This is a genomic window from Aureispira anguillae (genome assembly GCF_026000115.1).
Lineage (GTDB): Bacteria > Bacteroidota > Bacteroidia > Chitinophagales > Saprospiraceae > Aureispira > Aureispira anguillae.
The window spans coordinates 7,076,205-7,088,847 of record NZ_AP026867.1 but is presented as its reverse complement, the minus strand read 5'-3'; the positions used below and the strand labels follow the sequence as shown (position 1 = coordinate 7,088,847).

Here is a 12,643-nt window from a genome sequence, read left to right as displayed (position 1 = left end):
TTAGTTCTATGCTGCTTTTCGCTGCCAATAATAAGCTAAGGTTAAACCAGAAATCATATGCCACATCCCCCACCAAGCCACAATAATTCCCATCCCTCCTAGATGTTCAAAATATTGAAAAAATAAAATCAGCCCCAAACCTGAGTTTTGAATTCCAACTTCTAGGGATACGGTCTTACTATCGTAATGCGATAGTCCTGCCGCCTTTGCCCCCCAATATCCCAAAGTCAATGCTAATGAGTTTTGTAAGAAAACAACCAAGGCAAATGTTCCTATATAATCTAAGAAGGTTTGCCAATTGACTGCCAATGCTCCAAAAATTAAAAGGATAAAAAAGAAGATAGAAAAGTTTTTCATGGGCTTCTTTATCTTATTGGCGAATGCTGCTTGATAATGGGCAATCAGCATCCCTATGGTCAAAGGAATTCCCAACAAAATAGTGATGGTTATTAACATGTCAATTGGGTCAATAGACAGCACAGACAACAAACTATTGGTGGATGGTAACAAAGAGCCCCAAAAGGAAAAATTAAGAGGGGTCATGACCAATGCTGCTACGGTAGAAATTGCCGACATACTCACTGAAAGTGCGGTATTACCTTTTGCCAAATGAGTAAAAAAGTTGGACATATTTCCCCCTGGACAAGCAGCTAGTAACAACATTCCCAAAGCTACACTCGGATAAAAGGCCGTACGTTCAGATTGACTGGCTCCCCATATCAACAAAAACGTTAGGGCAGGAAAGGCAATAAATTGTAAGCTTAAGCCGATCAATATTCCTTTGGGGTTTTCAACGACTCGTTTAAAATCCTCTATTTTGATGTCCAATGCCACCCCAAAAATAATAAAGCCCAAGATGAGTTTTAAGATGAACTGCGTATTGCTATCAAAGGTTATTTCTACATTATCTATCCCCATATCAACGATCTATATTTAGCACGAACAACAACTTATTGGCTCCCAAATACTTTCTGAACTATTGCAGTGCCTTTGTTTCTTGTGTTACAATACCACGATAGGTATCCTTATGCACATAAAAAGACATGCGTTCTAGTTTTAGATATTTATATCCTCCACTAAGATCAGGCTCTTTTCCTGCCTTTTTCTTTTTAAAAGCGAGCGCTTGGGCACTGCCATCATTCATTCCTTTTATATAATTAGCCATAAGTTTCGCTTGTTCATAACGCCCTTCCCAGCCCAAACCTGTAGCCTCTATCATTCCTAAGATAAATAAATTATCATATTCTGGATGGAAAATTTTGAGGTATAGTTCAGGAGCCATTCCCGACCAATTGAGGTGTTTTTTATCAATAAATGGATAGTGGAGTTTGTAGCCCGTCGCCAAAACAATCATATCATAATCTTCGGAGTTTCCACCTTTAAAATAAACCGTTTTTCCATCCATATAATCAATGTCTTTTTGCACTTTTGCATCTCCTTGCCCAATATGATGTAAAATAAGTGTATTGATAACAGGATGCGATTCATACATCTTGTATTTAGGCTTTGGAAAACCAAATCGCTCAGGGTCACCTGTAAACCACTTTAATAATTTATTATCAAAGGATTGTTTAAGCCGCCGAGGCAACTTAATTTTTCCTCCAATGGTATCAGAAGGTTTTCCAAAAACATATTTGGGTACAAAATAATAGCCTCTACGTACACTAATATCTACCTTTTCGGCTCGATGTACAGCATCAACAACAATGTCACAACCACTATTTCCTGCGCCAATAACTAAGACTCTTTTTCCTTCAAAAATTGCAGCGTTTTTATAAGCCGCAGAATGGATCAATTCGCCCGTATAGTTTCCTTTAAAAGTTGGTATATTGGGTTCTGCCAAGGTTCCATTAGCAATAATAACTCCCTTATAGGTATAGGTTTGAGTCCCTGTTTGGGGATTGCTAATTTTGACCTCCCACGCTGCTCCTTTTTTTTCTACTCGTTCTACCTTTGTATGAAAAAAATAGTGCTCGTATAATTTAAAGTGCTTCGCATAATTAATAAAATACTGGCTCATTAATTTGTGGCTTGGATAATCTGGGGTATCCTCAGGCATTGGATAATCTAAAAATTGAGTGGTTGTTTTAGATGAGATTAAATGCGCAGATTCATACATTGTGCTGCGAGGGTTATTAATATTCCACAAGCCTCCAAAATCATTTCCCATTTCGAATCCATCAAATGCTATACCTAATTCCTTTAATGCTTTTGCTCCCGAAAGCCCCGCTGGTCCCCCTCCTATTATGGCATATTTATTTGTTGTATTCTGCGGCATTTCATTTGGCTGATTAAAGTTTCCCATGGTCATTTTTTCTCATTAAACAGTTGGTTATTGGCGGCTTATGTCATTACAAATAACGACAAAAATTCGTACACTTTAAGCTCTAAATTGTATCAAACTTCTCTTATAATTACATTTCTACAAAGAAATTAAACAGCAAAAATAGCTTAATAGAATACAAAACAGACCATAACAGCATCCTCAAAAGCTCCATAGTTTACACTTCTAACTAATTTTGAATAATTGTTGCCCAATCGATTAATCCCCCGTTATTTTCAATTTCAAATGCCAATTCCAGTAATTTTCGATCTTCCCCAATATTAGCAGCAAATTGCACCCCAATAGGCAAACCATTGGCACACATCCCCATTGGCAAAGAAATAGCAGGTGCCCCTGTCACATTCTGAAAGGTGGTAAAATTGACATATTGGCTCAGTTTTTCAACCGTAGAAAAAAAGTTATTCTCTGGTCCAAAATAACCAATTGTAGGAACGGGATGCGACAAAACAGGGCTCATTAAAACATCGTATTTTTTAAAAAGGCTATCGTAATAATGGCAGAACTTTTTTAGTCGTTTGATACTACTAAAAGTATTAAAAAACACCTTAGGATAGACTTTTGCCATCTGAGTTGTAAAAACTTCCAGTTTAGATTTATCGAAGCCCATTCCATAGGTGAACTTTCCGAAACGATATACCAGATACGTAATAAAACTCCAATAAGCTAAGAAGTCAATCTTTGTTTCTTGACTAAATGGGTTCTGAATTAGTTCCAAATCATGTCCCAAGTTTTCACAAAATTTTCCTGCCCCAATTACTACCCGATCAACATCTTCGTGGCTTTTAATGTTCGTAGGCGTTTGGGTAAATAAGCCAATCTTTAAGCGTTTTTTATTGGGTTGACTGACCAAGCCTATTGGTGGCAATGTAGGATGTGCATAATATTTTTCGACAGAGGCATAATAGTTGGCAGAATCTCGAACCGTTCGTGTTAAGACACCTTGACAAACAATATCTACAGGTAAAATTCCCGTTGGAGATTCCATATCTCTTCCTCTGCTCGGTTTTAGACCAACCAAACCACAACAAGAAGCAGGAATTCGAATAGAGCCTCCTCCGTCTGCGGCATGAGCAAATGGAACAACTCCAGAAGCCACTAAGGCAGCTGCACCACCAGAAGACCCTCCTGTAGAATAGTCCAATCCTAGGGGGTTAAGGGTTGATCCTTGCAACGAAGTTTCTACAGTTGGTAACAAACCAAATTCTGAAGTCGTTGATTTGCCCAACACAACGCATCCTGTTGACAAAATTTGGTCTACATTCTTTTCGTTCTTCTTATGCGGTCGATTGCTTACTCCTAAGGAGCCATGCAAAGTGGGCAAGCCCTTAACGTTAATTAAATCTTTAACAAAAGTCGGAACGCCTTCAAAACAGCCTTTTCCCTCTAATTTAGGTTCATCTAGTATTGTATCAAAACAATTATTGACAATGGCATTTAAGGTTGGGTCTATTTTTTTTGCACGTGTTATAGCACAGCCTACAGCTTCTTGTGTGCTAATATTTTTAGTTCGAATTTGAGTAGCAATTTCTGTAGCATCCATCGTTCCTAGGATGCCTATATCAAATGCATGAATCTTATTTTTCATTTGTTATTTTGCTTTTATTAGTTGTAATAAAATTTGGCAAATTATGATGATAAAGTAAAGTCGTGAAGTTAAAAACTGCCTCCTCTTTTCCTCTATACTAAACATGCCCTAACAGGTCGTCCCCCCCTATTATTTTTTATATTATTTGAATAATTTCTACTAATATAGAACCGAAACACTCTTCTTCAACACAAAACAATACACTACCGTTGCACAATTTTACACCACATACAAACAAATAAAAACCTAAAAACAAAATTTTATTCTAAAATAAAAACAAAAACAGTTTTTTTACGTTTAATAAACATACATAACCCTTTCTTCTATTATTTGACGCTATAAAATAGCCCAATTAAAAGCAAGAAATGTAGCAAATTGGATACCCAATTAGATAGCCCCTCAGGTTTATTAAAATAATGTTGTTATTTAACAATAAAAAAGACTCCCACAATAAACCAAACAACATTCGTCATTACTATTAATATAGCTGTATCATACTATTTAAATGATATTTTTTTTTTTCACATTTAACCAGTTTAATTATGAAGTTCATACTATCATTATTAGCTCTAGTTGTTACACTCAATGCTACTTTTGCAATGGAAGCACCAACTAAAGAGGACAAATTTGTCGCTGTTATCTTATTAATGGATAATGGAGATGAGGACCAACAAGTTGTTGCTACTCTATACACCACATTAATGGCTGCAGAAAAAGTTGCTAGAGTTTTAGAGATTGAAATGATCGCTGAAGATGAGGTTAACGACGACGTTTTTGTTTTTTCACTAAAATCGGAAGAGCAAAAAAACTTGACTATGAAAATGTTCGATGAAGAAGGCTATCAATTAGCAGCTAATCGTATTTTGCAAGTTCAAGATGGTAACAATTACAATGCATTGAATGTTAAGTCACTTGAAGATGGTACTTACAAATTTCAATTGACAGATGCAGAAGGTAGAGAAAAAACTACTACCGTTACTATTAATCGTCAAAAATAGCAATTCGTCAGTTATTTAGTATGCATGAGAGAATTGAATTTAAAGATTCAATTCTCTTTTTTGCCTTACGTAACAAAGCAGAATTGATTCTATTTTGTTGCTTATTTCTCCAATAAAAACAAACATTATTTACATTCTTAATAAACATGTATTTTATTTTACTATATTTAAGATCTATCTTGTATAGTAAACACGCATTTTACATCTCTAAGATTTTTATTTTATTTTGGGAATAAAATATCTTTTTTAGATTATATAATAACCTATTTATCAATAATTTAAAATCTTGGATCGCTTTTTTTATACATAAATAGCTATAGACGATAAACTTATAACACAGCTTAACACCACTCAACAATAAAATCAGAAAAAATGATTTCAAAAAAAATTATCTTATCCTGTTTGTTTTTGTTGATAGCTTTTCATGACGGCTTTTCACAAGGGCATGTTTCTCAATACCTTAATCAAATGTTAAGTGTTGAGCAGGATCCAGAGAACCCTCCAACGTCTATTTATATCAAACTCAATACTTCTAATATTGAGGTTCATCATATGAAAGGTACTCGTGTTATGGTCACAGGAAAAGTACGTTTAGGCATTCCTAATGTTTTTTTTCTAGAAGTACTCATAAAAAAAGGAAGGTATGATTTGTTCTTAACCCCTGACGGTGGTAGTGGATTACGCTTAGAGGATAAATCTAGACAACCAATGGTTTTGCAAGGAGAACAATGCCAAGAAGAAATTTCATATGCTATATATGTTCCAGAGACTATAACTTCTGTCGTTTTCGAAAATGCCGTTACGGGCGAAACTGGGATCATTAATATAAAGAAACGAAACCAATCTACGATTACCGCCTCTACCAATAATCAAGTCTTAATCAAAGAAAAATAAGCGATCTTTAAATGGCAAGTCCATAAATAACAAAGCATTATACTTTTTTTAGTATAATGAACTTCTTTCCTTCTGCACATTCCTTCTGTATTTTTTGTCCATATTTAGTTTAGAACGCAATAATGCGCTATTAATGAGTTCTTTTGGCAAGAATTTATACATTTCTGGCAAGATTACCCGCTTTCTGCATGCATTAGATGCCTATCTTTATACCGCATTTTTTAACTAAAAATGCAATTCCCCTCACCTCAATAGTGAAAATGTCCTTGTTCTAACGTCCCTCTTGATTTGTATAAATGCTATTGTAATTATGTCCATACAAAAAATGATCCTTATAGGCATTTTGAGTCCTTTTATCTCCTTACTTACTATAAATGCACAAGCCTCCCCTCCTCTATTAGACAGCTTAAGCTATGAAGAACTAGACAGTTTAAAAAATGTACATAACAATCAAGGAGCCTACGAAAAAGCATTAATTTATGCTCATCAAGGGGTAACTAAGGCTAAGGCAGAATTTGGTGCTAAACATGCTACCTATATCAACTACATTAATAACTTAGCTATTTTGCACCAAACCTATGGTAACTACGAGAAAGCGGAACCCTATTATTGGGAAGTAAAGGAAATTTTTCAAGAGGTTTGGGGGAAAAATAATGCGCAATATATTGCAACGATCAGCAATTTGGCAACCTTGCAAGACTATATGGGTAAATACAAAAAGGCAGAGTCATTGCATTTGCAGGTCCTAGATTTAGAAGAAAAATTCTCTGGTAAAAAAAGCATTAATTACTTAGTCTACTTAAATAGTCTTGCCTTCTCTTATTATTATGCTGATAAGCAAGCGTATGCCATTCCTATATTTACAAAGGTGTCTTCTTTATGCAAAGAAATTTTAGGAGAAGCTCATCCCTATTACCCCACTACTCTTGTTAATTTAGCCTCATCGTACAAGATCAATAAAGACTATCATCATGCAGAGCAATTGTTTCTACAAGCACTCACCATTGAAGAACAAATTTTATCCAAAACAGATCCAAGTTATGCCATTTCACTAAATAATGTAGCTAGTCTATATCATGACATTGGGAAGTACAGAAAAGCCGAACGTTTGTACTTACAAGCTATTGAAATTCTCAAGAATAAATCCATGACTAAAACGCTAAATTATTTAAATTATATAAATAATATTGCTGAATTGTACATCGATTTAAAAGACTTTGATCAAGCAACCCATTATCTCAACCAATCCTTTTCGCTAAATCTCTTATCGGATAATACAAAAATCCCTAATCTGATAGAAATGCCTAAAAATATACTAGATTATGAATTTAAATTTGAGCAAAAAATAATTCCAACCTTACATTTGGTTTATCAGTTGTCAAGATCTCAATACGATAATTCAAAAATTTCCGCTCATTTAGAACAAGCCTATGCTGCTCTAAGTACTGCTATGACTGTTTCTCGCAATATACGCAATAGTTTTATGGATGATCAAGATAAACTCAGTAATATAAAGCAAATGAGTTCATTGTCAAAAGATGCCATTGAGACAACAACTTTGTTAAGCAAAATAGGTGGGCAACACTACTTATTAGAAGCCTTTAAATTTGCAGAACAAAATAAATCTATGTTATTAATTGATGCCTTACAGGGAAATCGTGCTCGAACACTTGGCGACCTTCCCGACTCCTTGGCACTCTTAGAACTTGATTTACAACGCCAAAAAACCGAACTAAAAAAACAAAAATACGAAGCTACTAGCCGCTCAACACACAAAAAAATTATAGCCGAAGAGAACGAGTTAAATAAAAAAATTAACGCTTTTCTCTCTTCTATAAAGGATAAATATCCCAAATACCATGCATTAAAATACCAAAGTACCATCCCCAACACAACAGAAGTTCAAGCCTTGTTAGATAAGGGAACAATGTTGCTGCAATACTTCATTGCAGACAGCATGAGTTACCTCTTTACGGTAACGAATAAAGGGATTGATCTATATCCACTTTTAGTATCAAAGGATTCTTTAACTATACAGATTCAAAAATTAAGACAGGCCTTAAGCGATTATAATTTTGTTACGAATTCAACTCGAAAAAATCAAGAACAATATATGGCAACGGCTTATTGGTTTTATAAAACAATACTAGCTGCCGCTCTAAAAAACAAATGTAACATTAAGAATCTAGTTATTGTAACCGATGGGGAACTAGGGCATTTGCCTTTTGGCGCTTTTTTGACAGAACCAATATCTCAAGCGGCGACCAATTACCGCAATTTACCTTATTTGCTTAGGCGTTATAATATTAGTTATGACTATTCGGCAACGCTATGGAAAGAAAACAGGACTAAGTCAACCGCCAAAAACAATCATCAAATTTTGGCGTTTGCTCCTGCCTATACCAACACAACAGATAGTTCCCTTATCCTAACTCGTTCGCCCTATGCGCATTCTATCCGATCGGCTCTAGCAACTCTTCCAGCAACTCAACACGAGCTTACGGCCTTATCCAAAATCATAGATGGAACTTATCTAAGAAATGACTCAGCGAATGAAGCTAGCTTTAAGCAGATGGCTTCAGAGTATGGTATTCTACATTTAGCGATGCATGGAGTTATCAACAATCGTTTATCCATGCTTTCTGCTTTGGTCTTTTCAGAAACTAGTGATAGTTTAGAAGATGGTTTGCTCCAAGCCTATGAGATCGCTCGATTAAAGGTCAATGCTGATTTAGTAGTACTTTCTGCTTGTGAAACTGGTTATGGAAAATATAAACAAGGAGAAGGCATTATGTCATTGGCTCGCTCATTTATGTATGCTGGAGCTTCGAGTTTGATTGTAAGTTTATGGCAAGTTAACGATGAAGCGACCTCTATTATTATAACTGATTTTTATAAGAATTTAACCCAAGGAATGCCCAAAGATAAAGCCTTGCGGATAGCAAAGTTAAATTTCATAAACCAATCAAGTGATCTCACTGCACATCCTGTATTTTGGTCGCCCTTTATTCAAATTGGAGACAATAGATCCATTCCATCCATCACTCAATTTGATTATGTCAAAGGAGCTTTTATTGGGGGAAGTTTGCTATTGATTTTAGCAGGTTTATTCTTTGCTATAAAAAAGCTAATTTACCAGCCTAAGTAAGAAGCATTAAACTGGTAAATTAGACCTAAGAGCATCAAAAATCTGCCCCTATAGACAAGTATAATATCGGTTTTTGGACTTGCCCTGTTTCTACTCCCCAAGCATAGTCTAAGCGAAAATAGTGACCTAGAAGTACTGTTCTTATTCCAAAACCATACCCTACCAAAATTGGGCGTCTATAATAATTGACGGTTACTTTAACAGGCGATATTTGCCCAGGGCTATTGTTGTCAATTACAGATGTGTTTAATGGATTGTTAATTGAGAAAGGAGAAGCTCCCTGCCAAGCTGTTCCTACATCCAAAAAGGCAACCAGTTGCAAACTTCTCAACATGGCATTTCTAGGAGGGTTTTTGGAGATATAATCAATAATAGGCACTCTAATTTCAACATTTGCCAAGGCATAAGAACTACCATTTCGAGCATTATTATTAAACCCTCTCATATTGGCCGCTAAAGTTTGCAAGCCATAATCACTTGCTTCGGGCAAACTAACCGTTGAACTTGCTGTAGGGAACATCCAGTTTTCTACGCCTCCCAAAGAATATAAAATCTTCTGTTGCCCAAAAGAGCTTGCGCCAGCCAAACGAAAAGCAAAAATAGTCTTGTCATCAAAAGTCAAATAGTGCCTCGCATCAAACCCTAACGCAGCAGTTAAACCACCTTCAAAACCAACCTTAAACTGACCTTCTGTCTGCACTGAAAAAGGCTTGTACAAATCCAAATAGCCTCTAAATTTAGTTCCCTTTCTAGCATTATGCCTCAACTCCAAGCTATTGTCAAAGACATATTCCAAACGAAATCCAAATCTATTTTCATGATAGACGGGCACTTGCAAGCTATTAAGTTCTTCTGCCAAAATAGCTACTTTGTCTAGCTGCAAACTAAAAATACCTCGCACACTCTGAAATTTTGTCAAGGGATATTTTAACTCCGTCTGCAACAAATGCTTAACGGTACGTCCTCTAGCTTCTATAGCAACATTCGTAGTAGTGTCCACCACAACATAAGTATTGATTCTTCCTCGTCTATAAAAGGAATATTTTTGATCAATCAATCCTTTTTTGTTTTCCACATTAACAAAGTACTCCATTCCATTAAAATCAAACGGAATTCTTATCCCCAGCTCTAAGTAGAAATTTTCAAAAATATCTACAAATCCCGTTTTAAGGGCAAAACTTAAAGGCTGAAATTGATAATATCCTCCCAAATACATATTCATCCCATTATACATAGGGGTATTGTCCATTTGGAAGGTAATTTGGTCTACTTTAAATAAGCTTTTGTACCGTTTGGTATGCGTTGGATTCCAAGCAACAACTTTAGTTTCTGGATCGGTAAGAATTGCTTTCGGTTGGCTCTTCTTGGCTGGGCTTGCCTTAATATCATCCCCATCCTCTACCAAGATAATTGGCGTTACTTCTGTATCGGGATCGTCCTTTTCTATACTAGGTTCTGTAATATCTTCAAACTCACTTTGAAACTCATAATTATCAATATCAATTTTCCCCGTATCAACAGGAGGCACCGTATCTTTTATACTAGTAGCATCCTCTATTTCTAAGTTTAGTTTTTTGGGTAAAACAGTTGTGCTCTCAGCGGGTGTTCTTATTGCAGCCGTGCTTTTTTCTCTTTTTGTTAAACCATTAATTTTTTCCAACAATTTACGATAGGTAGTTTTTGCCATCGTTTCCATTGTTCGTTGAGGTTTGGCATCTCGTACAAAAATATGATAAGCTCCTTTTCTGTAAATTAAGTCTACTATTTTTGTTAGATTTCCATCGTGTTCCAATATATTTCTACTATAATCTGTATTGGCATGGGCAACCCCTGTTTCAATATAAACGGGTTGAATATAAGTACTATCAACTGGTAAATGACTGTATACCGTGTCTACAGGAACAATCATTTGAGTGCCATCCTCAAAAACTAAAACACGTTCTTCTCTTAATAAAACAGTATCAACAACAGCCACATAACGATTATAAAATCCATTTTCGTCACTTAGGTAAGTAAAATGATCCCCTTTCCCCATTGCTATGGGGTAGCATTCATTGGCCAATGGAGTGCGGGTCAACCGAATCAATTCATTCGACTTGGTAGTTAGGTTATAAAAATACAAATCAAAATTATTAGGAGGCAACTGATTGGTAAAATGCATTGCCCTTAGACTCGAAGAATTTCTATTCGAAGAAAATACAATTCCCTTTTGCCCTTTTAGGGTAACAATTGCCAATTCTTTCTCATCCCAAAAGTCATTGGTAATTGCTCTTGGCTTGCCCCCATTAAAAGAATATAAATCAGAATGGCCATTGTGAAAGCCTGTAAACACTAAGGTAGAACTATTCAAAACCTCAAAATCAATTACTCGTTCTATATCCTCTAAGACTCTATCTTTGGCTCCTTTTTTATCAATATCTTGGTATCTAATTTTTACTTTGTCCCTTTTTTCATGAATGATAATTACTTTATCGCTTTTTTTGCCCCATGCAATCAAGGGATAATGCTGTTCATAATTCCCCGACAAGTCATATTCTCCATGCTTATACAAAACGGTTTGCTCTTGTGTTTCCAAATCATAAACAATTACCTTTCGAACGCCTTTATTATGTTCGGTATAAGCAATGTATTTAGAATTGGGGCTTATTTTTACATTTTTAATCGTAGCCGTTTTGGGGATTTTTAATTCTAGCGCTCCTTTGTTAGGAAAACGGCGTTTCTTATTATCCTTATTATAACGATCACTATAATAATTAAACCAATCAGAGCCAACTACTTGGTAATAGGTCTTGCCAAAAACATACAAAAAGCCATTCTCCACACTTCTGTTAATCCGAGTTAAATACAATAAATTGGATACCGTAGATGTGCTGTGTTCTTGAGAGACAAAATGAAAAAGTGATTGTCCTGCCAATAGAGGCTCATGTTTGGCTAATTCTACAAAGTTTTCATACTTCCCACTCAACAAAATATCCCTGAGTCGATCGTCCATTTCTGTATTCCAATCCTCGGTAGCATGAGCAATCGCTCCCTTTACAAACCATTGAGGAAGATTCATCAACACCGAGTTCTGAACCATTTCTTGAAGATTGGTTCCAACCAGAATTTTGCCCAATAATACTTCTGCCAAACCTTTTCTAAGCTGTTTTCGTAGATTGGCATGATTTCCGTCAAAATAAACCTCAATCTTTGGAGTGACCAATTGAGTAATACCTCCTCGATTAACGGAATGTCTTTGCATTCCGATATTGCTTTGCAAATAATCGCTATAGTCACTGTAAATAATTACCTCAATGCGTTTTTTTAATTGATGCTCAAACATTCGAGCAAGTTCGAGGTAGTCCAACTCAACAACAGGTAAAAGATAACGAGCCAGTGGTTCATCTTCTTCAGCATAAGACAAATAAAAATTCGTAGATTCATATCTAAACCACTTCTTTTGCTCATATTGAATTCTGTTTTGACCATACTCCATGCTAACAACTTGCCCCTTTGCCGAAGGCATCAAACCAATTGCCCAAAAGAGGGTAAACAGAGATAATATGATCGTGCTATTTTTTTGATGAATCATAGTTCTACGAATATATAAGTTTTGTTTTTGTTGGCAATAGCGTTTTGTGCTACAATTGCAACAAAATAAATAGTATGTAGCGGTAGACTACAAGATAATAATA

Annotated in this window: 7 protein-coding genes; 3 read left to right on the top strand and 4 right to left on the bottom strand. The window is 35.6% G+C overall.

The annotated features are described in order from the left end of the window. Positions 1 to 6: 6 nt before the first annotated feature. The 3 genes from AsAng_RS27565 to AsAng_RS27555 all read right to left on the bottom strand — a co-directional run bounded on the left by AsAng_RS27565 (position 7) and on the right by AsAng_RS27555 (position 3,929). Positions 7 to 918: a bile acid:sodium symporter family protein gene (locus AsAng_RS27565; RefSeq protein ID WP_264790371.1), complete on the bottom strand. Its 912-nt coding sequence runs from the start codon at positions 916 to 918 to the stop codon at positions 7 to 9. A gap of 58 nt (positions 919 to 976) precedes the next feature. After that, positions 977 to 2,305 carry a flavin-containing monooxygenase gene (locus tag AsAng_RS27560; protein WP_264790370.1) on the bottom strand — a complete coding sequence of 443 codons (1,329 nt, stop codon included), beginning with the start codon at positions 2,303 to 2,305 and terminating at the stop codon, positions 977 to 979. Between the two features lie 208 nt (positions 2,306 to 2,513). Beyond that, on the bottom strand, positions 2,514 to 3,929 hold the full coding sequence (locus tag AsAng_RS27555) for an amidase (protein ID WP_264790368.1): 1,416 nt from the start codon (positions 3,927 to 3,929) through the stop codon (positions 2,514 to 2,516). A gap of 542 nt (positions 3,930 to 4,471) precedes the next feature. Between AsAng_RS27555 and AsAng_RS27550 the strand changes: the two genes are divergently transcribed. From AsAng_RS27550 to AsAng_RS27540, 3 genes are all read left to right on the top strand, one after another. Next, positions 4,472 to 4,927 carry a T9SS C-terminal target domain-containing protein gene (locus AsAng_RS27550; protein WP_264790367.1) on the top strand — a complete coding sequence of 152 codons (456 nt, stop codon included), beginning with the start codon at positions 4,472 to 4,474 and terminating at the stop codon, positions 4,925 to 4,927. A 372-nt stretch (positions 4,928 to 5,299) separates the two neighbouring features. Next, on the top strand, positions 5,300 to 5,821 hold the full coding sequence (locus tag AsAng_RS27545) for a hypothetical protein (protein WP_264790366.1): 522 nt from the start codon (positions 5,300 to 5,302) through the stop codon (positions 5,819 to 5,821). A 310-nt stretch (positions 5,822 to 6,131) separates the two neighbouring features. After that, positions 6,132 to 8,969 (top strand): CHAT domain-containing protein, encoded by a 2,838-nt coding sequence (locus tag AsAng_RS27540; protein WP_264790365.1) that lies wholly within the window; start codon positions 6,132 to 6,134, stop codon positions 8,967 to 8,969. A gap of 34 nt (positions 8,970 to 9,003) precedes the next feature. Here AsAng_RS27540 and AsAng_RS27535 read toward each other — a convergent pair whose 3' ends face one another. After that, positions 9,004 to 12,540, bottom strand: a complete 3,537-nt coding sequence (locus tag AsAng_RS27535) for a BamA/TamA family outer membrane protein (RefSeq protein ID WP_264790364.1) — start codon at positions 12,538 to 12,540, stop codon at positions 9,004 to 9,006. Positions 12,541 to 12,643 lie beyond the last annotated feature (103 nt).

Bases quoted from the DNA above. Each gene is read 5' to 3' on its own strand.
- AsAng_RS27565 (WP_264790371.1), bottom strand. From the start codon at position 918: ATGGGGATAGATAATGTAGAAATAACCTTTGATAGCAATACGCAGTTC.
- AsAng_RS27560 (WP_264790370.1), bottom strand. From the start codon at position 2,305: ATGGGAAACTTTAATCAGCCAAATGAAATGCCGCAGAATACAACAAAT.
- AsAng_RS27555 (WP_264790368.1), bottom strand. From the start codon at position 3,929: ATGAAAAATAAGATTCATGCATTTGATATAGGCATCCTAGGAACGATG.
- AsAng_RS27550 (WP_264790367.1), top strand. From the start codon at position 4,472: ATGAAGTTCATACTATCATTATTAGCTCTAGTTGTTACACTCAATGCT.
- AsAng_RS27545 (WP_264790366.1), top strand. From the start codon at position 5,300: ATGATTTCAAAAAAAATTATCTTATCCTGTTTGTTTTTGTTGATAGCT.
- AsAng_RS27540 (WP_264790365.1), top strand. From the start codon at position 6,132: ATGTCCATACAAAAAATGATCCTTATAGGCATTTTGAGTCCTTTTATC.
- AsAng_RS27535 (WP_264790364.1), bottom strand. From the start codon at position 12,540: ATGATTCATCAAAAAAATAGCACGATCATATTATCTCTGTTTACCCTC.